Raw genomic sequence first — 25,541 nt, forward strand, 5'->3', positions numbered from 1 at the left:
CGCGTAAGCCGGAGCGGCGGCACACTATCGCCGGCGTCCCCCAACTGGACCCCGGCCTCCGCCGGGGTACGGCGAGGGTCGCCGGACGCCCTCGCACCAACAGCAGTACCCCGGCGAAGGCCGGGGCCCAGTTGGGAAGGCCTCGCCAATCGAGCGCGACCGATGCCAGCCCCCGCCGCGACACGTCCGCACGCACAATCACGCCGCACCACCCCTCTGCGTCCTCCGCGCCTTCGCGCGCAACCCCCTCCCCAGGAGCGTCCGTATGATCCCCGCCCTCCTCCTGCTCGCGCAGGCCGCCGACCCGATCGCCGCGACGGTCGCCACCATGTCCCCCGAGCGCAAGGCGGCGCAGCTCCAGAGCACCGCCCCCGCCGATCCCGCCGCCGGCCTGCCCGCCTACGACTGGTGGAGCGAGGGGCTGCACGGCCTCGCCCGCGACGGCTATGCCACCGTCTTCCCGCAGGCGATCGGCCTTGCCGCGACCTGGGACGTCGACGTGATGAACCGCGTCGGCACGATCGTCAGCACCGAGGCGCGCGCCAAGTTCAATGCCAGACCCGTCGCCGCCGATCGCCGCATCTACGAAGGGCTGACGATCTGGTCGCCCAACATCAACATCTTCCGCGATCCGCGCTGGGGCCGCGGGCAGGAGACCTATGGCGAGGACCCGTATCTCACCGGCTCGCTCGGCGTCGCCTTCATCCACGGCCTGCAGGGCCCCGATCCCAGCCACCCCCGCGTCGTCGCCACGCCCAAGCATTTCGCCGTCCACAGCGGCCCCGAAGCCGGCCGCGACAGCTTCGACGTCGATCCCAGCCCGCAGGATCTCGAGGCGACCTATCTCCCCGCCTTCCGCCGCGCGATCATCGAGGGCAAGGCGACCTCGCTGATGTGCGCCTACAACAGCATCCACGGCGTGCCGGCCTGCGCCGCCTCGTGGCTGATGAACGACCGGCTGCGCCACGATTGGGGCTTCACCGGCTTCACCGTCTCCGACTGCGACGCGGTCGGCAACATCAGCGTCTATCACCATTACCGCAAGGACAGCGCCGGCGCGGCGGCGGCGGCGATCCGCGGCGGCACCGACGTCAATTGCGGCAGCGCCTATGGCGCGCTGCCGCAGGCGCTCGCCGCGGGGCTGGTCAGCCAGGCGGAGGTCGATACCGCGCTGACCCGCGCGCTGCGCGCCCGCCGCGCGCTCGGCATCGCCTTCGGCGGCACCAGCCCGTACAGCACGATCCCCGCCGGCGAGGTCGCCACCCCCGCGCACCGCGCCGCCGCGCTCGACGCCGCGCGCAAGTCGATCGTGCTGCTCCAGAACAACGCCGACCGCCTGCCGCTCAAGGCCGGCGCGAAGATCGCGGTGATCGGCGCCAATGCCGACGACCTCGGCGTGTTGCAGGGCAATTACCACGGCACCGCGGTCGCCCCGGTCACCCCGCTCGACGGCCTGCGCACCCGCTTCGGCGCCGCCAACGTCACTTATGCGCAGGGCTCGCTGCTCGCCGAGACCGCGGCGATCGTCGTCCCCGAAACCGCCCTGCGCGCCGACGGCAAGCCCGGCCTGCGTGCCACCTATACGGGCGGCAGCGGCGCGCCGACCGTCCGGCAGGACCGCCGCATCGACCTCGACGTTAATCGTGCGCCGCCCGCGCCCGGCCTGCCCGCGACCGGCTATACCGCGCGCTGGACCGGCGAGTTCGTTCCCCCCGCGCCCGGCCGCTACCATCTGATCCTCGATCAGACGCAATGCTGGAAGGATTGCACCGTCCACGATCGCGCCAGGCTGACGCTCGGCGGCAAGACGCTCCACGACGGCGACCTGCCCAAGGGGCGCGTCGATCTCGTCATCGACAGCGACGGCACGCCGCAGCCGATCGACATCCTCCTCGATCACCGGTCGGAAGACGACAGCTTCCGCCTGCTGTGGCTGCCCCCCGCCGAACCGTTGCTCGCGCAGGCGGTCGCCGCGGCGAAGCAGGCGGACGTCGCCGTCGTCGTCGCCGGCCTGTCGCCCGATCTGGAGGGCGAGGCGCTGTCCGTCTCCGTCCCCGGCTTCGTCGGCGGCGACCGCACCGACATCGCGCTGCCCGCGCCGCAGCTTCGCCTGCTCGCCGCGCTCAAGGCGACCGGCAAGCCGATCGTCCTCGTTCTGACCAGCGGCAGCGCCGTGTCGGTCGATCCCGCCGCCGCCGATGCGATCCTCGCCAATTGGTATTCGGGCGAGGCGGGCGGCACCGCGCTCGCCGACGTGCTGTCCGGCACGGTCAATCCCGCCGGCCGCCTGCCGGTGACGCTCTACCACGCGACCACCGATCTGCCCGCCTTCACCGATTACGGCATGAAGGAGCGCACCTATCGCTATTTCACCGGCAAACCGCTGTGGGGCTTCGGCCATGGCATGAGCTACACCAGCTTCCGCTACGCCGCGCCGCGCGGCCCCGCCTCGGTGGCGGCGGGCGGCGACCTGCGCGTCGAGGCGAGCGTCACCAACACCGGCGCACGCGACGGCGAGGAGGTCGTCCAGGCCTATCTCGTCCCCCCGGCGGCCAAAGCGGCGGGCGGCAACGTGCCGGTCCTCCAGCGTCAGCTCGTCGGCTTCCGGCGCATCGCCGTCGCCCGCGGCAAGAGCGCCAAGGTCGCCTTCACGCTCGATCCGCGCGCGATGAGCATCGTCGATCCCGACGGTCGCCGCCACGTCGTCCCCGGCGGCTACCGCCTCTACGTCGGCGGCGGCCAGCCGGGCGACGGCGCCGGCCAGTGGTTCGCCTTCACCGTCACCGATGCCGACACGGAGCTGCCCAAGTGATGCGCGATACACCTCTGACCGTGTTCCTGCGAAAGCAGGAACCCAGGGCCACACGAGACGGCGCCCGCGACCCTGGGCTCCTGCGTCCGCAGGAGCACGACGGCCTCAACCGCCGCCACTTCCTCGCCGCGACCGCCGCGTCGGCGGCGACGCTCGCCACCCCCGCCTTCGCCGCGCCACAGCTGCCCTCGAAGCGCCCCGCCGTCGCCGACCGCCGTTTCACCAGCCCGGCGGTCGAGCGCGAGCTCGCCCGCGTCTCGGCGCAGATCGGTGATGCCAAGCTGCGCTGGATGTTCGGCAATTGCTATCCGAACACGCTCGACACCACCGTCCGCATGGGCGGCACCGCGGCGGCGCCCGACGCCTTCGTCATCACCGGCGACATCCCCTGCCTGTGGCTGCGCGATTCCTCGGCGCAGGTGAAACCCTATCTCCACCTCGCCAGACAGGCGCCCGAACTGCGCCGGTTGATCCGCGGCCTGATCGCGCGCCAGTCGCGCTGCATCCTGCTCGATCCTTATGCCAATGCCTTCATGGAGGACCCGACCGCCAAATCGAACCTCGAATGGTCGCAGAAGGACGAGACCGAGATGAAGCCCGGCGTTGCCGAGCGGAAATGGGAAATCGACTCGCTCTGCTACCCGATGCGCCTCGCGCACGGCTATTGGCGCGCCACTGGCGACGCGGCGCCGTTCGACGCGACCTGGGCGGCGGCGGCCCGCGCCAGCATCCGCACCTTCCGCGAACAGCAGCGCAAGGACGGCCCCGGCCCCTACAGCTTCCGCCGCTCCGCGCCGCAGCCGACCGAGACGTTGCTCTGGGGCCACGGCAACCCGACGCGGCCGGTCGGCCTGATCCATTCGGGCTTCCGCCCCTCCGACGACGCCTGCCTCTACCCCTTCCTCATCCCCAGCAACCTGTTCGCCGTGACGGCGCTGCGCGAACTCGCCACCGTCGCCAAAGAAGCGAGCAATGACAATGACTTAGCCCAATCCGCCATAGCTTTGGCGGCCGAGGTCGCGGCGGCGCTCAAGGCGCACGGCACGATGCGTCTGCGTGACGATAGTGAAGTTTGGGCCTATGAGGTCGACGGCTACGGCAACGCCGTCTTCATGGACGACGCCAACGTCCCCAGCCTCTCCGGCCTCGCCTATCTCGGCTGCGTCGACGCCGCCGACCCGCTGTGGCAGCGCACCCAGGCAGCCTGCTGGAGCGACGCCAACCCCTGGTTCTTCCGCGGCAAGGCCGGCGAGGGCATCGGCGGCCCGCACGTCGGCGCCGGCCAGATCTGGCCGATGTCGCTGACGATCCGCGCCCTCTCCGCGACCGACGACGCCACGATCCGCGGCGCCCTGCGCACCCTGCGCGACACCGACGGCGGCACCGGCTTCATCCACGAGAGCTTCGACCGGGACGACCCGGCCAAATTCACCCGCAGCTGGTTCGCCTGGGCGAACGGCCTGTTCGGCGAGCTGATCCTCCACCTTGCCGCCACCCGACCCGCATTGCTGAAGGCGCCCCTATGACCGAAGGCACGATCTCCCGCCGCACCCTCCTCGCCGGCACCGCCGCCGCCGGCCTGCCGCTGCCCGCGCTCGCCGTTGCACCGACGCCCGCCGCCGCCAACCTCTTCATCGGCACCGGCGGCCACGGCCACACCTATCCCGGCGCGACCCTGCCCTTCGGCATGGTCCAGCTCAGCCCCGACACCGACGTCGAGCGCTGGGACGCCTGCTCGGGCTATCACCGCACCGACACGTCGATCATGGGCTTCAGCCACACGCACCTGTCGGGCACCGGCATCGGCGACATGCTCGACGTGCTGGTCGTACCGACCCGCGGCCCGGTGCAGCTCCTCCCCGGCCCGCTCGACAACCCCGACGCGGGCTACCGCCAGCGCTTCACCGCCGAACATGCCGAGCCCGGCTATTATCGCGTCGCGCTGGAAAGCGGCGTCCGCGCCGAGCTGACCGTCACCGACCGCACCGGCTACCACCGCTACACCTTCCCCGCCGGCCCCGCCCACATCCTCGTCGACCTGTCGCACCTCGTCCTAGACAAGAGCGACCAGCCGCCGCTCGTCACCGACGCCAGCCTGACGCTCGATCCCGACGGCACGCTCACCGGCAGCCGCACCGTCCACCGCTGGGCGAAGGGCCGCCACATCCACTTCGCGCTCCAGACCTCGCGCACGCCGAGCCGCGTCACCCTCTACGGCGACGGCGATGCGCAGCAGCCAGCGGGTGCCCGCGCGGTCAAGGGCATGCGTCTGAAGGCTGTCCTCCATTATGACGACGCCGGCGCCGCGCCGATCCTGATCCGCTGCGGCATCTCGGGCGTCGACGTCGCCGGCGCGCGCGCCAACCTCGCCGCCGAGGGTCGGAGCTGGGACTTCGACGCCGTCCGCCGCGCCGCGCAAACCGCCTGGACACGCGAGTTCGACGCGATGCGCGTCGAGGGCGGTACCGCCGACCAGCGCACCATCTTCGCCTCCGCGCTCTACCACGCGCTGATCGCGCCGACGCTTCTCTCCGACGTCGACGGCCGCTACATCGGCCTCGACCGCAAGCCGCATGCGCTCGCCAGGGGCGAGGCCGCGTACAGCAGCTATTCGCTGTGGGACACCTATCGCGCGCTCCACCCGCTGCTCACCATCGTCGCCCCCGACAAGGCGCAAAGCCTCGTCGCCGACCTGATCCGCCAGACACAGCAGAGCCCCTATGGCCCGCCGGTCTGGCCGTTGCAGGGCGTCGAGACCGGCACGATGATCGGCTGGCACGCCGTCTCGGTCCTCGCCGAAGCGCAGGCGAAGGGCATCGAGGCGGATTACGCCGCCGCTTGGCCGGCGATCGCCAAGCGCAGCTTCGACTTCACCGCCCCCGATCGCGACAACAGCAAGGGTCGCGACGTCTACGACGCCAAGGGCTATGTCCCCGCCGACGTCTGGTTCGAGAGCGTCAGCCGAACGCAGGAATATGCCTATGACGACTGGGCCTCGGCGCATCTCGCCCGCGCCGCCGGCCGGACGGCGGAGGCGGACCGGCTGCTCAAGCGCTCGGGCAATTGGCGCAACGTCATCGACGGCAAGGCCGGCTTCGCCAAGCCGCGCTTCGCCGACGGCCGCTGGTGGAGCCCCTACGACCCCATCCAGCTCGGCCATATGCCCAAGCCGTGGTGGCGCGACTATACCGAGGCGAACGGCTGGCAGGCGACCTTCCTCAACCAGCACGACGTCTACGGCCTGATCGCGCACATGGGCGGCGATGCCGCGTTCGAGGCCCGGCTCGACGCGCTGTTCACCGCGCCCTCGACGTTGCCGGCCAACGCCCCGCCCGACATCAGCGGCCTCGTCGGCCAGTATGCGCACGGCAACGAGCCCAACCACCACGTCGCCTATCTCTACGCCTATACCGGCGCGGCGTGGAAGACGCAGGCGATGGTCCGCCGGCTGTGCGTCGAGATGTACAAGAACGACCCCGACGGCATCATCGGCAACGACGATTGCGGCCAGATGAGCGCCTGGTTCGTGCTGTCGTCGCTCGGTTTCTACCCGGTCGATCCGGTCGAGGCGGTGTACGTCTTCGGCTCGCCGCTGTTCGAGCGCGCCGAGATCCGCCTGCCCGGCGGCAAGCGGCTGACGATCGAGGCGCCCGGCAACCGCGCCGACACGCCCTATGTCCGCGCGGTCAGCCGCAACGGCAAGTCTTGGACGAAGAACTGGATCAGCCACGCCGAGCTGATGCAGGGCGGCCGCCTCACCTTCACGATGAGCGCGACGCCGGTGAAGAGCTTCGGACAGGCCAAGGCGGATCGCCCGCCGTCGAACGGCCACGGCGCGGCGTGAGGCACGCGTCGCGATCGACCCGCTGTACCCCGGCGGAGGCCGGGGCCCAGTTGCGGGAAGCGCGGTAACGACGCGCCGCATCAAAACAGGAGCGTCTCCTGACTGGGCCCCGGCCTTCGCCGGGGTACAGCATCCAATACAGCCATACGGAGCCATGCCGTGACCGACCTCAGCCGCCGCACCCTCATCGCCTCCGGCCTCGCCGCGACGGCGACCGCCACCCCCGCCTTCGCCGCCACGACCACCCCGGCGAATGCCCCCGCCCCCTATGGCGCCACCCCGTCGCCGCGCCAGCTTGCCTGGCACCGGCGCGAGCGCTACGCCTTCGTGCATTTCTCGATCAACACCTTCACCAACCGCGAATGGGGCTATGGCGACGAAAGCCCGGCGCTGTTCAACCCGACCGATTTTGCGCCCGACCAGATCGTCGCGGCGGCCAAGGCGGGCGGCATGCGCGGCATCATCCTCACCGCCAAGCATCACGACGGCTTCTGCCTGTGGCCGACGCAGCTCACCGACCATTGCATCCGCAACAGCCCGTACAAGAACGGCAAGGGCGACATCGTCCGCGAGATGGAACAGGCGACGCGCCGCGCCGGCCTCGCCTTCGGCCTCTATCTCTCGCCGTGGGATCGCAACCACCCCGAATACGGCCGCCCGGCCTATGTCGATTATTATCGCAAGCAGGTGGTGGAACTCTGCACCCGCTATGGCGAATTGTTCGAATTCTGGTTCGACGGCGCCAATGGCGGCGACGGCTATTACGGCGGCGCCAAGGAAACCCGCAAGATCGATGCGCCGAAATACTACAACTGGCCGTCGATCATCGCGCTCGTCCACCAGCATCAGCCGATGGCCTGTACCTTCGACCCGCTCGGCGCCGACATCCGCTGGGTCGGCAACGAGGACGGCGTCGCCGGCGATCCCTGCTGGCCGACGATGCCCGACCACCCCTATGTCCAGTCCGAGGGCAATAGCGGCGTCCGCAACGGGGCACTGTGGTGGCCGGCGGAGACCGACGTGTCGATCCGCCCCGGCTGGTTCTACCACCCCGACGAGGACGCCAAGGTCAAGGACCCGCAGCGGCTGATCCGCCTGCACGACGAATCGATCGGCCGCGGCACCAACCTCAATCTCAACCTGCCGCCCGATCGCCGCGGCCGCATCCCCGATCACGACGTCGCCGTCCTCAAGAGCTTCGGCACGGCGCTCGAGGCGAGCTTCGCCACCGATCTCGCGCAGGGCGCCATCGCCTCGGCAAGCGCCACCCGCAGTGCGGCGTTCGCACCGGCCAAAGTGCTCGACGGCAACCGCGACACCTATTGGTCGACCCCCGACCGCGTCACCACGCCGACGCTGACGCTCGACCTGCCGCCGAACCGCAGCTTCGACCTGATCCGCATTCGCGAACATCTGCCGCTCGGCGTCCGCGTCACCCGCTTCGCGATCGAGGCGGAGGTCGCCGGTCGCTGGCAGCGGCTCGCCGAGAAGACCGCGATCGGTTCACAGCGCATCATCCGCCTCGACGCGCCGATCACCGCGCGCCGCATCCGGCTGGTGATCCTCGACGCCCCTGCCTGCCCGGCGATCAGCGAGGTCGCATTGTTCCGCAGCGTCGCACCGGTCCCGGTCGCCGCCCCGCGCAGCAGCGACGCGACGCTGATCTCGCCGCGCGACTGGAAGGTCGTCACCGCGACCGCACCCGGCGCGGAGGCACTGCTCGATGGCGACGGCGCGACGATCTGGTCGCAACCCGCGCCGACCACGACGCCGGCCAGCGTGACGCTCGACCTCGGCACCACGCAGACGGTCGCCGGCTTCAGCCTCACGCCCTGGCGCCACCCCGACAAGGTCAGCGCGCCGCCACGCAACTATCGCGCCGAGACCAGCACCGACGGCAGGACGTGGACCGCGGCGGCGGATGGCGAGTTCCAGAATATCGCCTACGCGCTGGCGACGCAACGCATCCCCTTCACCGCGCCGCGCCCGCTGCGCTACCTGCGCCTGACCTTCGCCGCGACCGCGGTGCCGGCCGAAAAACTGGCGATCGCGGACATCGGCGCCTTCACGCGCTGATCGAGAACGCCGCCACTACACGCCATTGTGCTCCTGCGAAAGCAGGAGCCCAGGGTCACAGGCGGCGGAGATTTCGGCTTTGGGCTCCTGCGTTCGCAGGAGCACTCGGCCAAACAGCGACCGTCAGATCCCGCCCGCAATCACCTCGCGCCCGCCGGCCTGCAACTCGCGCGTCAGATCCGCCAGGCACTGCGTCACGAGCGCCTCGTCCGCGCTGCGCACGACGAAGTTCGCCCCCGTCCGCCCGTCGCGGAAGAACGGATAGGAGCCGATCGACACGCCCTCATGCCCCTTCTCGGCATCGCGCAGCAGGTCGGCGACCTCGCTCTCCGCGACCCAGCAGCCGATCGTCCCCGACACCACCGGCCGCCCGCCTTCCAGCGTGCCGGTCAGCGCATCGAGCATCCCGGCGGTGATGTGCGGCACCCCCGCCATGATGAAGATATTGCCGATATGGATACCCGGCGCGCCCGACACGCGATTGGGGATCAGCCCCGCCCCCGCCGGCACCCGCGCCATCCGCGCGCGCGTCTCGGTCAGCCCGCCACGCGTCGCATAATAGCCCTCCAGCACCGCCATCGCTTCGGGATGATGCTCGACCTCGACGCCCAGCGCCTCCGCGATCGCGTCGACGGTGATGTCGTCGTGCGTCGGCCCGATCCCGCCGGTGGTGAACAGATAATCGTTGCGCGTCCGCAGTGTGTTGACCGCCTCGACGATCGCCGCGGTCCGGTCGGGCACCACGCGCACCTCGGCGAGGCGGATGCCCTGCACGTTGAGCCAGCTCGCGAGCTGCGCGATGTTCTTGTCCTGCGTCCGGCCGGAGAGGATCTCATCCCCGATCACGACCAGCGCAGCGGTCCAGATACGTTCCTGCTCCATCGCCCGGTCATAGCCTCGCAAAATCGCCGCGACCACGCTATATCGCCGCGATGACCGAATACGTGACCGTCACCTCCGACGCGCCGGAAGGGCGCACCGGCGCCATCAAGCTCCATGGCCCCGCCGCCTTCGCCGGCATGCACAAGGCGGGCAGGCTCGCCGCCGAGACACTCGACATGCTGACGCCGCACATGGTGCCGGGCGTATCGACCGCCGAACTCGACAAGCTGATCTACGACTTCATCGTCGCGCGCGACGGTGTGCCGGCGACGCTTGGCTATCGCGGCTATACGCATTCGACCTGCATCTCGATCAACCATGTCGTCTGTCACGGCATTCCGTCGGAGAAGACGCTGAAGTCGGGCGATATCGTCAATGTCGACGTTACCCCGATCGTCGACGGCTGGCACGGCGATTCGAGCCGCATGTATCTGATCGGCGACGTGCCGCTGAAGGCGAAGCGCCTTGTCGAGGTCACCTATGAATGTCTGATGCTCGGCATCGAACAGGCCAGGCCCGGCAACCATATGGGCGACGTCGCCAACGCCATCCAGCGCCATGCCGAAAAGCATCGCTACGGCGTCGTTCGCGACTTCTGCGGCCACGGGCTCGGCCGGCTGTTCCACGACGCACCCGAAGTCGTCCACGTCGGCAAGCCCGGCACGGGTCCGGAACTCAAGCCCGGCATGATCTTCACGATCGAGCCGATGATCAACATCGGCCGTCCCGACGTGAAGCTGCTCGACGACGGCTGGACCGCGGTGACTCGCGACCGTTCGCTGTCCGCGCAGTTCGAACATTCGATCGGCATCAACGAGGACGGCTGCGAGATCTTCACCACCTCCCCCGCCGGATACCACCAGCCGCCCTATCAGTGAGGCCCGCGCATCCGCTCGACGCGCCGGTCTGGCAGGCGCTGACCACGCGGCAGGCGCCGCTGGCGCTGGGCAATGACGACGCGCGGCGGATCGACCCCGATTACGGCCTGTTCGCGGCGGTGGCGGCGCATGACGTCCGTCATCACGCCGCGCTCGCCGATCTCGTCGCGCGCGGCGAGACGATCGGGCTGTTCGAGCCGGCGCCGCCGGCCACCCTGCCCGGCTTTCGCAGCATCACGACGGCGCGCTGCGTGCAGATGGTCGCCGCCGATCCTCCGTCCCCCACGACCGACGCGGTCCCGCTCGGCGACGCCGATGCGGCGGAGATGGTCGCGCTTGCCGAACTGACGCGCCCCGGTCCCTTCTTCCGCCATACGCATCGCTTCGGCGGCTTCCTCGGCATCCGCATCGACGGCCGGCTCGCCGCGATGGCCGGCACGCGGCTTGCGCTCCCCGGCTATCGCGAGGTCAGCGGCGTCTGCACCCACCCCGATTTCCGCGGCCGCGGGCTCGCCGCCGGCCTGATCGCCGCGGTCGCCGGTGCGATTCACGCGGCCGGCGATACGCCCTTCCTAACCAGCTACGCCGACAATCCGGGCGCGATCGCGCTCTACCGCCGCCTCGGCTTCGCGCCCCGCCGCGACCTCGTCTTCAGCCTGTTCGAACGACGGTAATCCAATAAAGTCGGACCCTTGCGGCAGGGCCTGCGTTGGCAGCGTCTTACCGGAAAAGGCAGATACATGACCAAACACGCATTGATCGTCGGTGCGAGCGGCATCGTCGGCAGCGCCACCGCCGCGCTGCTCGTCGAACAGGGCTGGACCGTCCACGGTCTCGCCCGCCGCCCCGGCGACCAGCCGGGCGTCCAGCCGGTCGCCGCCGACCTGCTCGACGCCGCCGGCACCGCCGCCGCGCTCGCCGGCATCCGCCCCGACGCGGTGTTCATCACCACCTGGCTGCGGCAGGACAGCGAAGCGGAGAATATCCGCGTCAATTCGGCGATGGTCCGCAACCTGCTCGACGGCCTGCGTGCCAACGATGCCGCGGTGGGGCATGTCGCGCTCGTCACCGGCCTCAAACATTATCTCGGGCCGTTCGAGGCCTATGGCAAAGGCACGCTGCCGCAGACGCCGTTCCGCGAGGAACAAGGCCGGCTCGACGTGGAGAATTTCTATTACGCGCAGGAGGACGAGGTGTTCGCCGCAGCGGAGCGCGACGGTTTCACCTGGAGCGTCCACCGCCCGCATACCGTGATCGGCAAGGCGGTCGGCAATGCGATGAACATGGGCACGACGCTCGCCGTCTATGCGACCCTGTGCCGTGAGACCGGCCGGCCGTTCCGCTTCCCCGGCTCGGCGGCGCAATGGGACGGGCTCACCGACATGACCGACGCGGGCCAGCTCGCGCGGCATCTGCTATGGGCGGCGACCACCCCCGCCGCGGCGAACGAGGCGTTCAACGTCGTCAACGGCGACGTCTTCCGCTGGAGCTGGATGTGGAGCCGCATCGCGGAGTGGTTCGGCGTCGAGGCCGCCCCGTTCGACGGCAGCGTCCAGCCGCTGGAAACGCAGATGGCCGGCGACGCCGACCTCTGGCGGCGCATCGCCGAGCGCGAGGGGCTTGCCGAGCCCGATCTCGCCCGCCTCGCCTCGCCCTGGCATACCGACGCCGATCTCGGCCGCCCGATCGAGGTCGTCACCGACATGTCGAAGAGCCGCCGCCTCGGCTTCACCGCCTATCAGCCGACCGACGATGCCTTCTTCGCATTGTTCGAGCGGCTGCGTGCCGATCGCCTGATCCCGGCATGAGCGACGAGCGCCCCGACAAGGGCCGCGCCGTTCCTAGCGGCCGGCTGTCGCGGCTCGGCGCCTTCGGGCGTCTCGCCGCGGGGGTCGGTGGCGGCGTCGTCGCCGAGGGTGCGCGTCGGCTGGCGGCGGGAGAGCGGCCGCGGATGGGCGACCTGCTGCTCACCCCCGCCAATGCGACGCGCGTCGCCGACCAGCTCGCGCATCTGCGCGGCGCGGCGATGAAGCTCGGCCAGATGATCTCGATGGACGCGGGCGACATGCTCCCGCCGGAACTGGCGACGATCCTCGCCCGGCTGCGCAACGACGCGCACCATATGCCGCCCGCGCAGCTCAACACCGTGCTCGCGCAGGAATGGGGCCGCGACTGGCGCGGCCGCTTCGCCCATTTCCAGGCGCATCCGATCGCGGCCGCCTCGATCGGGCAGGTGCATCGTGCGCGCCTGCCCGACGGGCGCGAACTGGCGATCAAGGTGCAATATCCCGGCGTGATGCAGAGCATCGACGCCGACGTCGACAACGTCGCCACCTTGCTGCGCGTCTCCGGCCTGCTTCCCAAGGACCTCGACATCGCGCCGCTGCTCGGCGAGGCGAAGCGCCAGCTCCACGAGGAGGCGGACTATCTGCGCGAAGGCGCGATGATGCGCCGCTACCGCGACTTGCTCGTCGACGATCCCGCCTTCGTCATCCCCGAGCTGCACGCTGAGCTGACCACCCCCAACGTGCTCGCGATGACCTATGTCGCCGGCGTGCCGATCGAAACGCTCGAGGCCGCGGAACAGCCGGTGCGCGACGCCGCGATGCACAGCCTGATCGCCTTGGCGCTGCGCGAGCTGCTCGACTGGGGACTGATGCAGACCGATCCCAATTTCGCCAATTACCGCTGGCAGCCGGAAACGGGGCGGATCGTGCTGCTCGACTTCGGCGCCGCCCGCGCCGTGCCGGCGGCGACGGCCGGCGGCTATCGCCGCCTGCTCGCTGCCGGCCTGTCGGGAAACCGCGATGCGGTACGCGAAGCGGCGGTCGCGGCAGGCTTCCTCGGCGAGGCGGCGGCGGCGCGGCACCGCCCGCTGGTCGATGCGATGATCGACGTGATCCTCGGCGAGCTCAACCGCCCCGGCCCGTTCGACTTCGGCGATCGCGCCTTCGTCGGCGTCGTGCGCGAACAGGGGATGGAGATGGCACAGGATCGCGCCACCTGGCACGTCCCGCCCGCGGACACGCTGTTCGTCCAGCGCAAGATCAGCGGCACGGCTTTGTTGGCCGCACGACTGAAGGCGCGCGTCGACATCCGCGCGATGGTGGACGGGCGGGTGTAACACGCAGACGATTGCGTCGCTTCATCGGTCTTCCTTCCCACCGTCACCCCGGCCTCGAGCCGGGGTCCCGCTACTTCGAACGAAGCGGAGAAGCGGGATGCCGGACCGAGCCCGGCATGACGGGAGATATGAGCGCCGTCACAGCCTCCGACATCGGGGGCGGCACCACCGGCGTCGCCCCTATGCTTATCGGATGTCCAGCATCACCACCGATTTCGCCGGCAGCGTCACCGACAGCGTGCCGCCGGACAGCGTCGCCCCGGTGAACGCCACCGGCTTGACCACGTCGGGCGCATCGAAGGTGTTGTGCGCGTCCATCGTCGTGCCCGTCAGGATACGCCCGGTCACGGTCCCCCCGGCGATCCCGGCGAGCTGCACGGTCACGTTCGCCGGCTGGTTCGGATCGACGTTGGTCAGCGCGACGTGCACCACGCCGTCGGTGCCGCGCACCGCGCTCGAACTGACCGCGCGCAACTCGTGCCCGCCGTTCTTATACCAATGCGAGCTGACCTCGGCGGGTAGGACGGTGCCGTCCTGATAGCCCTTGTACAGGTCGAACACCCAATAGGTCGGCGTCTTCACCATGCGGTTGCCGTCGGTCAGCAGCATCGCCTGCAGCACGTTGACCATCTGCGCGATATTGGCGCCGCGGACGCGATCGGCATGGCGCGCGAAGATATCGAGGTTGAGGCTCGCCACCACCGCGTCGCGCAGGCTGTTCTGCTGGTAGAGGAAGCCCGGATGCGACCCCGGCTCCTGATCGTACCAGGTGCCCCATTCGTCGACGAGCAGCGCCACCCGCTTCTTGGGATCGTATTTGTCCATGATTCGCGAATGGCCCTGGAGCAATTCCTCCATCTTCATCGTCTTGGCGAGCGTCCGCGCCCAGGCTTCTTCGTCGAAGCCGGTCGCCGCGCCCTTCTTCTCCCAGCTGCCGGGCACGGTATAATAATGGACGCCGATCCCCGAGAAGGCGTTGCCCGCCTTCTGCATCATGACCTCGGTCCAATTGTAGTCCTCGGCATTGGCGCCGCTCGCCACCTTCATGATCGGCACGCCGTCGGGCGCCTTGACGAAGGTCGCGTAGCGGCGCGTCTCGTCGGCGGCATATTCGGGCGTCATATTGCCGCCGCAGCCCCACAATTCGTTGCCGATGCCGAACATCGGCACCTTCCACGGTTCCTTGCGGCCGTTGGCGGCGCGCTCCTTGGCGAGCGTCGAGCCGGTCGGCGAGGTCATATATTCGACCCATTCGGCCATCTCGCGCGGCGGCGCCGAGCCGACGTTGCCCGACACATAGGCCTCGGCACCGAGCAGCTCGGAATAGTCCATGAATTCGTGCGTCCCGACCGCATTGTCCTCGGTCACGCCGCCCCAATTGGTGTTGACCTTGACTGGGCGCTTGCCGCGCGGGCCGATGCCTTCGCGCCAATGATATTCGTCGGCGAAACAGCCGCCGGGCCAGCGCACCACCGGCACCTTGATCGCCTTCAGCGCCTCGATCACGTCGCTGCGATAGCCGCGGACGTTGGGGATCTTGCTGTTCGGGCCGACCCAGATGCCGCCATAGATGCCGGTGCCGAGATGTTCGGCGAACTGGCCGAACAGCCGCTTGTCGAACTTCGGACCGGGACGATCGCCACGCACCGACACGATATCGGACGGCGCGGCCGCCGGCGTGGCCTGCTGCGCCGCTGCGCCGCCGGAGACCAGAACCGCCAGCGCGGAACAGAACAACAGCCTCGACATCACCTTCATCACTCTCCCCTGACGCGTCCCAGCGCGTACCCGCCGATGCTATCCCCCGTTTTGGTATTCGTCAATTTGCCGGACAAATGGGTGGCGTCGCGCGACGAACCGCGGCAGGAAGCGGCGAATGTTGCGTCGCACTACCAAGTCCATACTAGGCCTGCCGGATATGCCGGTCTGCTCCGCCCCTTGCCGAACACCGCCTGCGGCCATGTCTCGACCGGCGGCGGAGCGGGCGCGCGCATGACCGATCTTCACGGCCGGCGCATCCTGATCGTCGAGGACGAATATCTCGTCGCGGACGACCTCGCGCGCGACCTGCGCGGCCTCGGCGCGGAGATCGTCGGCCCGATCGGCACGCTCGCCGCCGCGGTGAAACTGCTCGCGACCGCTCCGCCGCTCGACGGTGCGGTGCTTGACATCAATCTGCACGGCGAGATGAGCTACCCGGTCGCAGCGCTGCTTGCCGCTGCCGGGACGAAGTTCCTGTTCGTCACCGGCTATGACGCCTGGACGATCGATGACCGGTTTCGCAACGTCCCGCGCCACGAAAAGCCGGTCCATTCCGCCGACGTGGTTGCGGCGCTGTTCGGTGAAGAGAGGCAGACGTCGGGCGAGGCATAGAGCCACTACCCGCTGGACACTCCGACAAATACGAGATCCGCGGATGCGCGCACTGTCCGCAATCGCTGTCCGTCATCCCATCTGGATGCAGAGGGCAAGACCTCCGAACAATCTTGCCAGTGCTCCCGCGCAGGCGGGAGCCCAGGAGTCACTTACGCTATAAGACGTTGTTTTGCTTGATCCTGGGTTCCCGCTTTCGCGGGAACACTGAGAACACTAAGGATACGCCGTTAGCTTCCCCCGAACCTCACGCCCGCCCGCGCCGCGCTTCCGCCTGCCGGGCGGAGGCGATCGTATCGACCACCAGTTCGTAGAAGGCCGGCGAATAGCCCGATGCCAGGAACGCCTTCACCTCGGCCGACGCGATCGCATAGCCGCGCTTCCAGCTCAGCACCGCGATCCGGCGCAACGCCTCGAGCTTGGGGTCGGCGAGCTGCGGGCTGATCCGCACGCCGAACACGAGGCCGAGCCAACGGGTCAGCCGGCCCGGCTGGCGCAGCGTCGACAGGCCGTCCTGCCGCGCGATCCCGATCACCGAACGCTCAAGCTCCGTCAGCACCGGCCGTTCCTCCTCTGCAGCCTGCGCCAGCGGCGCTGTCTCCGACACCACGACCGGCCGCGCGACGGGCGCGCTCACCCGCGCATAACCGGCGTTGCCCGGTTCGGCAAAAGCAAGAAAAGCCATGGCGTCACTCCCTTCTCGACATCGCACGCCACCCTTCCGCATCCATGGCGATGCAGACCGATACGTACGAATTGTTGCACCCCTTTTGCCCCCGCACTGCGAAGGGCATCCGGGTGTTTCCGTCCGATGCCCGCGATCCCTCGCCGCCATCTTCTATACTGTTCGGTATAGAAGCGGCTGCGGCGGTCGTCAACGGCTTTTATACCGTTCGGTAGAAAAGCTGCCCGCGGATACCGGTGGAGCGCGGGGCGTTGCCGTTTCGAGAGATCAGGAGGTCCCCATGTCCGACACGTCCCGCGATACCAAGGCCGATCCCGAGCGCGATCCCGCCGGCAATCCGTTCGACCGCGCCGACGGCCATTCCGGGCAGGAGTATAACAAGGACCGCGAGGCGGCGCTCGGCGCGCAACGCCCCGGTGGCACCGTCTCCGCCCGCCCCGGCGACCCGGCACCGCCGCACGATCCGGCGATCCCGCCCGACAACGGCCGCCGCGCCTCGTTCGACCCGCAGACCGGCGAGGTTCACGGCAGCGGCAGCGGCGCCGGCGGTGGCAACCCCGGCGAGGATTTCGACTCCGACGCCGCGACCGGCGACGGCTATCCGGTCACCGGCGGCGAAGGCCGACCGAAAGGCGGCGATGGCGATCTCGGACCCGGCCACGTCAGCGAGTGAAGCGCAATCCTCCCCGTGGCGGAAGGGACTGTTTCTTACGACCCATTAGGCGTCACGATGGCAATTCCCTTTCCCCGTCATGCCGGACTTGATCCGGCATCCCGCTTCTTCTTCGCAACGTCCGAAGAAGAAGCGGGACCCCGGCACAAGGCCGGGGTGACGGCGTGGGTGTAACAGACGCGCATATGCGGCTGCCCCTCGCCGCCGACGAAGAATAGACGATCATTTCAGCGGGACGATCACCTCGTCGGGATGCGCGACGTTCAGTTCCTTGCGCACCATCTCGTCGACCATATCCGGATTGGCGTGATCCGGATCGAGCAGCGCCACGCGATTCTTGAGCACCGCGCGCTTCTGGTCGAGTGCGGCGAACTGTTTCTCCCGCCGCACCAGCTGCTTCTTGTAATCGCCGTAAGCGAGGATGCCGTTGGGCCCGAGCACTGCATAGGCGCCGAAGAACGCCATGATCGTCAGCCCCAGCGCCGGCAGCGCGGCCCGGCGCATCGTCCGGGCGAAAGCCGATGGTCTCTGTCCGCGTGCCGCCATGCCCTGCATCCTCGCTTGCCGTTCGTGCCGGATCAAGCCTTCAGAACGTCGCGGCCGGCATAACGTGCCGAATCGCCCAGCTCTTCCTCGATACGGATCAGCTGGTTGTACTTGGCGAGCCGGTCCGAGCGCGCCAGCGAGCCGGTCTTGATCTGCCCGCAATTGGTCGCGACGGCGAGGTCGGCGATCGTCGCATCCTCGGTCTCGCCCGAACGGTGGCTCATCACCGCGGTGTAGCGCGCGCGCTGCGCCATCGTCACCGCTTCCAGCGTCTCGGTCAGCGTGCCGATCTGGTTGACCTTGACCAGCAGCGAATTGGCATAGCCGCCCTCGATGCCGCGCTTCAGGCGCTTCGGGTTGGTAACGAACAGATCGTCGCCGACGAGCTGCACCTTGTCGCCGATCAGATCGGTGAGCGCCTTCCAGCCCTCCCAATCGTCCTCGCTCATGCCGTCCTCGATCGAGAAGATCGGATAGCGGCGGGTGAGGTCGGCGAGATATTCGGCCATCGCGCCGCTCTCGAGCACCTTGCCCTCGCCCGAGATATCGTAGCGGCCATCCTTGTAGAATTCGGTCGCGGCGCAATCGAGCGCCAGCATTACGTCGTCGCCGGGCGTATAGCCCGCCTTCTCGATGCTCTGCATGATGAAGCCCAGCGCCTCTTCGGTCGAGGCGATGTTCGGCGCGAAGCCGCCCTCGTCGCCGACGCCGGTCGCCAGACCCTTGTCGTGCAGCGCCTTCTTCAGCGTGTGGAAGATCTCCGAGCCGCAGCGCACCGCCTCGACGATGTTCGCCGCGCCGACCGGCACGATCATGAATTCCTGGAAGTCGATCGGATTGTCGGCATGTTCGCCGCCGTTGATGATGTTCATCATCGGCACCGGCAGCACGTGCGCCGAGACGCCACCGACATATTTGTAGAGCGGCATGCCGCGCGCCTCTGCTGCGGCCTTGGCGGCGGCGAGACTGATGCCGAGGATCGCATTCGCGCCCAGCCGGCCCTTGTTCTCGGTGCCGTCGAGCTCGATCATCGCCGCGTCGAGATCCGCCTGATCCTCCGCGTCAAGGCCGAGCAGCGCCTCGACCAGCTCGCCGTTGACCGCCTCGATCGCCTCGTCGACGCCCTTGCCGCCCCAGCGGCTCTTGTCGCCGTCGCGCTTCTCGACCGCTTCGTGCGCGCCGGTCGAGGCGCCCGACGGCACCGCCGCGCGCCCGAAGCTGCCGTCCTCCAGCAGCACGTCGACTTCCACCGTCGGGTTGCCCCGGCTGTCGAGGATCTGGCGGCCATGGATGTCGATGATTGCGGTCACGTAACGATGCTCCTACCTCTGGGGCGTGATGCGCGCGCTCTACCGCGCCGGCCGGGTCGCGGCAATCTCCGCGACGACGAGGGAACCGGGCCGGTCGGGCCGGGGTTGAGCGTGTCGAACATAGGAAGGGTGAGCCATGGCCGATACCGATTTCACGACCGTCACCGACGGCGACACCACCGCTGCCGGCGCCACCGACGCCGCCGCGAGCAAGACCGACCAGGCCAAGCAGACGGTGAAGGACTATTCGTCCAAATACGGCGCACAGGCGACCGACCGCGTCCGCACCCTCGCCGAAACCGGCAAGGAGCGCGCCGTGGGCGGTCTCGATCAGCTCTCGCAGCTGATCAACGACGCCGCGCAGCAGGTCGATGAGAAGCTCGGCGCGCAATATGGCGATTATGCCCGCACCGCCGCCGGCACGGTGTCCAACTTCGCCGAGCAGCTCAATGGCAAGGACACCGAGGAGCTGATCGAAGAAGCGCGCGAGTTCGTCCGCAAGAGCCCCGGCGTCGCGGTCGGCGTGGCCGCCGCGCTGGGCTTCGCGGTCGCCCGCCTCGTCCAGTCGGGTATCGACGGCAACAAGGCCTGATCGACCCCATGGCGACGATCCAGCCGATGACCGAAGACGACAGCATCGCCACGCTCGTCACGCAACTCGTCGATGACGCGCGCGGCCTCGCCAGTGCCGAGGTGGCATTGGTCAAGGCCCGCGTCGGCGAGCGCACCAGCGCCTATAAGAACGCGGCGATCTTCTTCGTCGCCGCTGCGGTGCTCGCGCTCGCCGGGCTAGTGGCGTTGCTCGTCGGGCTGATCCTCAGCCTCGCGACGCTGATCGGCCCCGGTCTCGCCACCGCCGCGGTGGTGATCGGCGTGTTCGCGATCGCGGCGGTGCTGGCGATCGTCGGCAAGGGCCGGCTCGCGCCGGGGACGCCGCGATGAGCGCGCCGCTCCCGACGTTGCGCCTCGCCGAGGCGGAAGCCGAAGCGCTCGCCGCGCGCGAGCGCCTCAACGCGACGCTCGGCAAGCTTCAGGTGCGGCTCAACCCGCGTGCTTTGGCCTTGCAGGCGGCGCGGGAGCTCACCGACAAGGGCGGCGCAGCGGCGCAGGCGAGCCTCAACACCGCGGTGCGCAACCCCGGTGCGGTAGCCGGCGCCACCGCGGTCGCCGGCCTGTTCCTCGCCCGCCATCGCATCGTCTCGCTGTTCCGGCGCAAACCCAAGCACAAGCCTGGCCATCGCGACCACGAACCCGGTCTCGGCCCGCAGGACTGACCCCGTACATCTGACCATAGCGCCCCCGCACGAAGGATAGACGCATGACCGACAATCACGACATCCACGCCCGTATCGACGACGCCAAGCATGTCGCGACCGACGCCGCCCGCCGCACCGTCGACGCGGTCGAGCACAACCCGCTAGCCATCGTCGCGGGCGGTCTCGCGATCGGCGCGCTCGCCGGCGCGCTGATCCCGCGGTCCGAGAAGGAGAAGGAGCTGCTCGCGCCGCTCGGCCGCACGCTCGGCGAACGCGCCCGCGGCGCGATCCAGGCCGCCCGCGACGCCGGTGCCGGCGAGCTGCAGAATGCCGGCCTGTCGAAGGACGCGGCCAAGGATCAGGTCAAGTCGCTGTTCCAAGGCATCGCCAAGGCGGCGACCACCGCCGGCTCGGCCGCGGTCAAGACCGCCGCCAACAAGGGCTGACGCCGCGTGCCGCTGCCGGAGGGTCCGGCGGCGGCTGATGGCGTCGGGGGTTCAATATCGCAGCGCAACACGCTAGGGCGCTGGGCTTGACCCTCACACCCGGGATACGCGCATGAGCAAGCTCCACCTCGTCTTCGGCGGCCGCGTCAAGGACCCCCGCACCCTCGAATTCGCCGATCCGTCGAAGCTCGAGGTCGTCGGCATCTTCGCCGACTATGCCAGCGCCGAAAAGGCCTGGCGCGCCAACGCGCAACGCACCGTCGACGACGCCGAGATGAAGTTCGTCGTGGTCCACCTGCACCGCCTGCTCGAGCCGGAACTGCTGACCCCGCCGGCGGCGTAAGGCGCGGGCGGCGGGACAGGCCGCCGCTCCAGCCCCCACCATCGTCATCCCCGCGCAGGCGGGGATCCAGACGCGCGGACCTTGCGACCCCATCGCTACGTCGACGTTTATGGATTCTCGCCTGCGCGGGGATGACGATGGTGGGGAGGCAGAGGTATCTATCACACTTCATCCCGGCGAAAGCCGGGACCCATGGACGAGATGCCATCAGCGTGAGCGCGCCTTACGCCCGCTCCGCCCCCATGGGTCCCGGCTTTCGCCGGGATGACGAAGAGGGCTTTGGCGACCGAATAAAAGTCCTCCCCCGCCCGGGATAGGTGGCAGGCCGCAGGCCTGACGGAGGGGGAGGGATACGGCGCCAGCGGTCGTATACGACAACGCCCCCACCGCCCGGCTCAGATGAGCGCAAAACAGCTCAGATAAACTCGACCTTCGACACGACATAATAGCGATCGCCCGCCGGCACCGACACCTCGACCTCGTCGTCCACCCGACGACCGATCAGCGCGCGCCCCAGCGGCGAATTGTACGAAATCCGGCCGGTCTTGGCATTCGCCTCGGTCTGGCCGACGATCTGATACTTCACCGGCTTGTCGTCGTCGTCGAGCAGCGTCACCGTCGCGCCGAACACCACCTTGTCGCCCGACAGTTCCAGCGGATCGATGATCTGCGCACGGGACAGTTTGTCCTCGATGTCGCTGATCGTCGCCTCATTCTGGCCCTGCTGTTCCTTCGCCGCATGATATTCGGCGTTTTCCGACAGATCGCCGTGCGCACGCGCTTCCTCGATCGCATCCACGATCTGGGGACGCTCGGCTTTCAGACGCTTCAGGTCCGCGACGAGCGTGTCATAGCCCTCCTGGAGCATCGGCATCTTTTCGACGGTCGCCATATCTACGTCCCCAATTCACTCATTCCCCGCGGCGGACCTCATCGGCCCGCCCCGCACATCACGTCATTATGTCGGGATCAGTTGTGCGACTGCGAATAGTAGGATTGCAACGGCCGTACTTCAAGGGAGGTGACCCCGATTGCCGCCGCCGCCTGCACGCTGGCCGGCGCGGTGGTGAAATACGGAATCTTCTGAGCCAGCGCCGCCTGGCGGATCGGCTTCGAATCCTTCAGGCTCTGCCACCCCTCGGTGGTGTTGAAGATCAGCGTCACCTCGCCGTCCATGATCCGGTCGAGGATATGCGGCCGCCCCTGCGCAACCTTGTTCACCTTCTCCACCGTCAGCCCGACGGTTTCGAGGTAATCGGCGGTGCCACCGGTCGCGAGCACCTTGAAGCCATGCGCGAGCAACGACTTCACCGCCGGTACGATATGCGGCTTGTCGCCGCTCTTGACGCTGACGAACGCGGTGCCGCCGGTCGGCAGCACCGTGCCCGCGCCGAGCTGCGACTTGGCGAAGGCGGTGGTGAAATCGGGGTCGATCCCCATCACCTCGCCGGTGCTCTTCATCTCGGGCGACAGCACGGGATCGATGCCGGGGAAGCGGTTGAACGGGAACACCGCTTCCTTGACCGCATAATAATCGATGTGGCGATCGATCGGCGGCAGGTCCTTCAATTTCTCGCCCGCCATCACCCGGCTGGCGATCTTGGCGATCGGCACGCCGATCGCCTTGGCGACGAACGGTACGGTGCGCGACGCGCGCGGGTTGACCTCGATGAGATAGACCTCGCCGTCCTTCACCGCGAACTGGATGTTCATCAGCCCCTTGACCGACAGCGCATGCGCCAGCGCCACCGTCTGCCGCTCGATCTCGGCGATCGTCTCGGGGGTCAGCGAATAAGGAGGGATCGAACAGGCGCTGTCGCCCGAATGGACGCCAGCCTCCTCGATATGCTGCAACAGGCCGGCGACGACGACATCCTCGCCGTCGCAAATCGCATCGACGTCGACCTCGATCGCGTCGCGCAGATACTGGTCGATCAGCACCGGGCTCTCGCCCGACACCTGCACCGCGGTCTGGATGTAATCGTCGAGCTGCTGGAGCGAATCGACGATCTCCATCGCCCGCCCGCCGAGCACGTAGCTCGGCCGCATCAGCACGGGGTAGCCAATCCGCTCCGCCGCCGCGACCGCCTCGTCGCGGCTGCGCGCGAGGCCATTCGCCGGCTGCTTGAGACGCAGCTTGTTGACCAATGCCGCGAACCGCTCGCGATCCTCGGCGAGGTCGATCGCATCCGGGCTGGTGCCGAGGATCGGAATCCCCGCCTTCTCCAGCGCGCGCGCGAGGTTGAGCGGCGTCTGCCCGCCGAACTGGACGATCACCCCGACCAATTCGCCGCGGCTCTGCTCGACGTGCAGGATCTCCAGCACGTCCTCGGCGGTCAGCGGTTCGAAATACAGGCGGTCGGACGTGTCGTAATCGGTGCTCACCGTCTCCGGATTGCAGTTGATCATGATCGTCTCATAGCCCGCATCGGCGAGCGCGAAGCAGGCGTGGCAGCAGCAATAGTCGAACTCGATGCCCTGCCCGATCCGGTTCGGCCCGCCGCCGAGGATCACCACCTTGCGGCGATCCGACGGCATGCTCTCGTCCTCGGGCTCGCCGAAGCTCGGCGCCTCATAGGTCGAATACATATAGGGCGTCTTGGCGTCGAACTCCGCCGCGCAGGTGTCGATCCGCTTGAACACCGGACGCACGCCGAGCCGGTGGCGCAGGCTGCGCACCTCGTCCTCGGTGACGCCGCCGGTCATCGCGACCACCGCATCGTGGATCAGCCCCGAGCCGCGCGCGATGCCGCGCGCGTTGCCACGCAGATTGGCCGATTGCAGCGCCAGATAGGCGAGCCTCTTGTCGCTGAACCCCATCGCCTTGAGCCGGCGCATACCGGCGGCCTCGATCGGCAGGCCGTTGGTGCTGACCTCTTCCTCGGCGGCGACGATCTCGGCGAGCCGTTCGAGGAACCAGGGATCGAATTTGGCGATCGCATGGATCTCGGCGACGGTGAAGCCCTCGCGCAGCGCCTGCGCCGCGACCAGCAGCCGGTCCGGCGTTGCCACCGCGAGCGCCGCCTCGATCTCCGCGCGCGGCGCGCCGACCAGCCGCTCGACCGCGTTGAAGCCGGACAGGCCCGTTTCCAGCCCGCGCAGCGCCTTCTGCATCGATTCGTGGATGTTGCGGCCGATCGCCATCACCTCGCCGACCGACTTCATCGCGGTGCCGAGCACCGATTCGGCACCCTTGAACTTCTCGAAGGCGAAGCGCGGGATCTTGGTGACGACATAGTCGATCGTCGGCTCGAACGATGCCGGCGTCGCGCCGGTGATGTCGTTCTCGATCTCGTCGAGCGTATAGCCGACCGCCAGCTTGGCGGCGACCTTGGCGATCGGGAAACCGGTCGCCTTGGACGCGAGCGCCGACGACCGCGACACGCGCGGGTTCATCTCGATGACGACGAGGCGGCCATCCCTGGGATTGACCGCGAACTGGACGTTGGAGCCGCCGGTCTCGACGCCGATCTCTCGGAGTACCGCGATCGATGCGTTGCGCATGATCTGATATTCCTTGTCCGTCAGCGTCAGCGCCGGCGCGACGGTGATCGAATCGCCGGTGTGGACGCCCATCGGATCGACATTCTCGATCGAGCAGATGATGATGGCGTTGTCGTTGCGATCGCGCACCACCTCCATCTCATATTCCTTCCAGCCGAGCAGCGATTCCTCGATCAGCACCTCGGTGGTCGGCGACGCGTCGAGGCCCTTGCGGACCATGTCGACGAATTCCGAGCGGTTGTAGACGATGCCGCCGCCCGACCCGCCCATCGTGAAGCTCGGCCGGATGATCGCCGGCAGGCCGGTGATCTCGAGGCCGGCGAGCGCCTCCTCGACGGTATGCGCGATCGCCGAGCGGGCGCTTTCCAGCCCGATCTTGGTCATCGCATCCTTGAACTTGAGCCGGTCCTCCGCCTTGTCGATCGCCTCGGCGTCGGCACCGATCATCTGCACGCCGAACTTCTCTAGCGTGCCGTCGTGGAACAGCGCCAGCGCGGTGTTGAGCGCGGTCTGCCCGCCCATCGTCGGCAGGACCGCGTCGGGCCGCTCCTTCTCGATGATCTTGGCGACCACCGCGGGGGTGATCGGCTCGACATAGGTGGCGTCGGCCAGTTCGGGATCGGTCATGATCGTCGCCGGGTTCGAATTGACCAGGACGATGCGATAGCCCTCTTCCTTGAGGGCCTTGATCGCCTGCGTGCCCGAATAATCGAACTCGCACGCCTGCCCGATGACGATCGGCCCCGCGCCGATCACGAGGATGGAGGAGATGTCGGTGCGTTTGGGCAT

General features: G+C 68.6%; 22 protein-coding genes. 15 read left to right on the plus strand and 7 right to left on the minus strand.

Annotated features, from left to right (window positions below):
* Window positions 1–265: 265 nt before the first annotated feature.
* The 4 genes from MC45_RS06130 to MC45_RS06145 all read left to right on the plus strand — a co-directional run bounded on the left by MC45_RS06130 (window position 266) and on the right by MC45_RS06145 (window position 8,732).
* A complete protein-coding gene (locus MC45_RS06130) occupies window positions 266–2,812 on the plus strand; it encodes a glycoside hydrolase family 3 C-terminal domain-containing protein (protein WP_038660819.1) in 2,547 nt (848 codons plus the stop codon).
* Window positions 2,812–4,338 (plus strand): glycoside hydrolase family 125 protein, encoded by a 1,527-nt coding sequence (locus MC45_RS06135; RefSeq protein ID WP_081974348.1) that lies wholly within the window; start codon window positions 2,812–2,814, stop codon window positions 4,336–4,338. Before MC45_RS06130 ends, MC45_RS06135 begins: the two co-directional genes overlap by 1 nt.
* On the plus strand, window positions 4,335–6,656 hold the full coding sequence (locus tag MC45_RS06140; RefSeq protein ID WP_038660821.1) for a GH92 family glycosyl hydrolase: 2,322 nt from the start codon (window positions 4,335–4,337) through the stop codon (window positions 6,654–6,656). Before MC45_RS06135 ends, MC45_RS06140 begins: the two co-directional genes overlap by 4 nt.
* A gap of 159 nt (window positions 6,657–6,815) precedes the next feature.
* Window positions 6,816–8,732 (plus strand): alpha-L-fucosidase, encoded by a 1,917-nt coding sequence (locus MC45_RS06145; protein ID WP_038660824.1) that lies wholly within the window; start codon window positions 6,816–6,818, stop codon window positions 8,730–8,732.
* A 123-nt stretch (window positions 8,733–8,855) separates the two neighbouring features.
* Here the strand turns inward: MC45_RS06145 and MC45_RS06150 are convergent, their stop codons facing one another.
* Entirely contained in the window at window positions 8,856–9,614 is a 759-nt protein-coding gene (locus MC45_RS06150) for a competence/damage-inducible protein A (protein WP_038660827.1), read from the minus strand.
* A gap of 50 nt (window positions 9,615–9,664) precedes the next feature.
* Here MC45_RS06150 and map point away from each other — a divergent pair, with 50 nt between their 5' ends.
* The 4 genes from map to MC45_RS06170 all read left to right on the plus strand — a co-directional run bounded on the left by map (window position 9,665) and on the right by MC45_RS06170 (window position 13,616).
* A complete protein-coding gene (map, locus tag MC45_RS19770) occupies window positions 9,665–10,492 on the plus strand; it encodes a type I methionyl aminopeptidase (RefSeq protein ID WP_038660830.1) in 828 nt (275 codons plus the stop codon).
* Entirely contained in the window at window positions 10,489–11,166 is a 678-nt protein-coding gene (locus MC45_RS19775) for a GNAT family N-acetyltransferase (RefSeq protein WP_038660833.1), read from the plus strand. The genes map and MC45_RS19775 overlap by 4 nt, the downstream gene beginning before the upstream one ends.
* A gap of 66 nt (window positions 11,167–11,232) precedes the next feature.
* On the plus strand, window positions 11,233–12,300 hold the full coding sequence (locus tag MC45_RS06165; protein ID WP_038660836.1) for an SDR family oxidoreductase: 1,068 nt from the start codon (window positions 11,233–11,235) through the stop codon (window positions 12,298–12,300).
* On the plus strand, window positions 12,297–13,616 hold the full coding sequence (locus MC45_RS06170; RefSeq protein WP_038660839.1) for an ABC1 kinase family protein: 1,320 nt from the start codon (window positions 12,297–12,299) through the stop codon (window positions 13,614–13,616). The genes MC45_RS06165 and MC45_RS06170 overlap by 4 nt, the downstream gene beginning before the upstream one ends.
* Before the next feature lie 186 nt (window positions 13,617–13,802).
* On the opposite strand, the gene MC45_RS06175 is transcribed toward MC45_RS06170, so the two are convergent.
* A complete protein-coding gene (locus tag MC45_RS06175) occupies window positions 13,803–15,374 on the minus strand; it encodes an alpha-N-arabinofuranosidase (RefSeq protein ID WP_038660842.1) in 1,572 nt (523 codons plus the stop codon).
* Window positions 15,375–15,410: 36 nt separating this feature from the next.
* Between MC45_RS06175 and MC45_RS19650 the strand changes: the two genes are divergently transcribed.
* On the plus strand, window positions 15,411–15,989 hold the full coding sequence (locus MC45_RS19650) for a response regulator (RefSeq protein ID WP_179944565.1): 579 nt from the start codon (window positions 15,411–15,413) through the stop codon (window positions 15,987–15,989).
* A 247-nt stretch (window positions 15,990–16,236) separates the two neighbouring features.
* Here MC45_RS19650 and MC45_RS06185 read toward each other — a convergent pair whose 3' ends face one another.
* Complete coding sequence (locus tag MC45_RS06185; RefSeq protein WP_038660845.1) at window positions 16,237–16,674, minus strand: hypothetical protein; 438 nt, start codon at window positions 16,672–16,674, stop codon at window positions 16,237–16,239.
* A gap of 280 nt (window positions 16,675–16,954) precedes the next feature.
* Between MC45_RS06185 and MC45_RS06190 the strand changes: the two genes are divergently transcribed.
* Window positions 16,955–17,347: a hypothetical protein gene (locus MC45_RS06190; protein WP_038660848.1), complete on the plus strand. Its 393-nt coding sequence runs from the start codon at window positions 16,955–16,957 to the stop codon at window positions 17,345–17,347.
* A gap of 222 nt (window positions 17,348–17,569) precedes the next feature.
* Here MC45_RS06190 and MC45_RS06195 read toward each other — a convergent pair whose 3' ends face one another.
* Together MC45_RS06195 and eno are read right to left on the minus strand one after the other, a co-directional pair.
* Complete coding sequence (locus MC45_RS06195) at window positions 17,570–17,851, minus strand: FtsB family cell division protein (RefSeq protein ID WP_038660851.1); 282 nt, start codon at window positions 17,849–17,851, stop codon at window positions 17,570–17,572.
* Between the two features lie 74 nt (window positions 17,852–17,925).
* Window positions 17,926–19,203 carry a phosphopyruvate hydratase gene (gene eno / locus MC45_RS06200; protein WP_038660852.1) on the minus strand — a complete coding sequence of 426 codons (1,278 nt, stop codon included), beginning with the start codon at window positions 19,201–19,203 and terminating at the stop codon, window positions 17,926–17,928.
* Window positions 19,204–19,339: 136 nt separating this feature from the next.
* Here eno and MC45_RS06205 point away from each other — a divergent pair, with 136 nt between their 5' ends.
* The 5 genes from MC45_RS06205 to MC45_RS06225 all read left to right on the plus strand — a co-directional run bounded on the left by MC45_RS06205 (window position 19,340) and on the right by MC45_RS06225 (window position 21,248).
* Entirely contained in the window at window positions 19,340–19,795 is a 456-nt protein-coding gene (locus MC45_RS06205) for a hypothetical protein (RefSeq protein ID WP_038660854.1), read from the plus strand.
* A gap of 26 nt (window positions 19,796–19,821) precedes the next feature.
* Window positions 19,822–20,145 (plus strand): phage holin family protein, encoded by a 324-nt coding sequence (locus MC45_RS06210; RefSeq protein ID WP_245640857.1) that lies wholly within the window; start codon window positions 19,822–19,824, stop codon window positions 20,143–20,145.
* Window positions 20,142–20,477 carry a DUF3618 domain-containing protein gene (locus MC45_RS06215; protein WP_038660860.1) on the plus strand — a complete coding sequence of 112 codons (336 nt, stop codon included), beginning with the start codon at window positions 20,142–20,144 and terminating at the stop codon, window positions 20,475–20,477. Before MC45_RS06210 ends, MC45_RS06215 begins: the two co-directional genes overlap by 4 nt.
* A 44-nt stretch (window positions 20,478–20,521) precedes the next feature.
* Complete coding sequence (locus tag MC45_RS06220; protein ID WP_052075537.1) at window positions 20,522–20,905, plus strand: hypothetical protein; 384 nt, start codon at window positions 20,522–20,524, stop codon at window positions 20,903–20,905.
* Between the two features lie 112 nt (window positions 20,906–21,017).
* Window positions 21,018–21,248, plus strand: coding sequence for a DUF4170 domain-containing protein (locus MC45_RS06225; protein WP_038660862.1), 231 nt, complete (start codon window positions 21,018–21,020; stop codon window positions 21,246–21,248).
* 415 nt (window positions 21,249–21,663) lie between these two features.
* Here the strand turns inward: MC45_RS06225 and greA are convergent, their stop codons facing one another.
* Both greA and carB read right to left on the minus strand, forming a co-directional pair.
* On the minus strand, window positions 21,664–22,140 hold the full coding sequence (greA, locus tag MC45_RS06230; RefSeq protein WP_038660865.1) for a transcription elongation factor GreA: 477 nt from the start codon (window positions 22,138–22,140) through the stop codon (window positions 21,664–21,666).
* A gap of 77 nt (window positions 22,141–22,217) precedes the next feature.
* Complete coding sequence (gene carB, locus MC45_RS06235) at window positions 22,218–25,541, minus strand: carbamoyl-phosphate synthase large subunit (RefSeq protein WP_038660868.1); 3,324 nt, start codon at window positions 25,539–25,541, stop codon at window positions 22,218–22,220.

Source organism: Sphingomonas taxi (assembly GCF_000764535.1).
Classification (GTDB): domain Bacteria; phylum Pseudomonadota; class Alphaproteobacteria; order Sphingomonadales; family Sphingomonadaceae; genus Sphingomonas; species Sphingomonas taxi.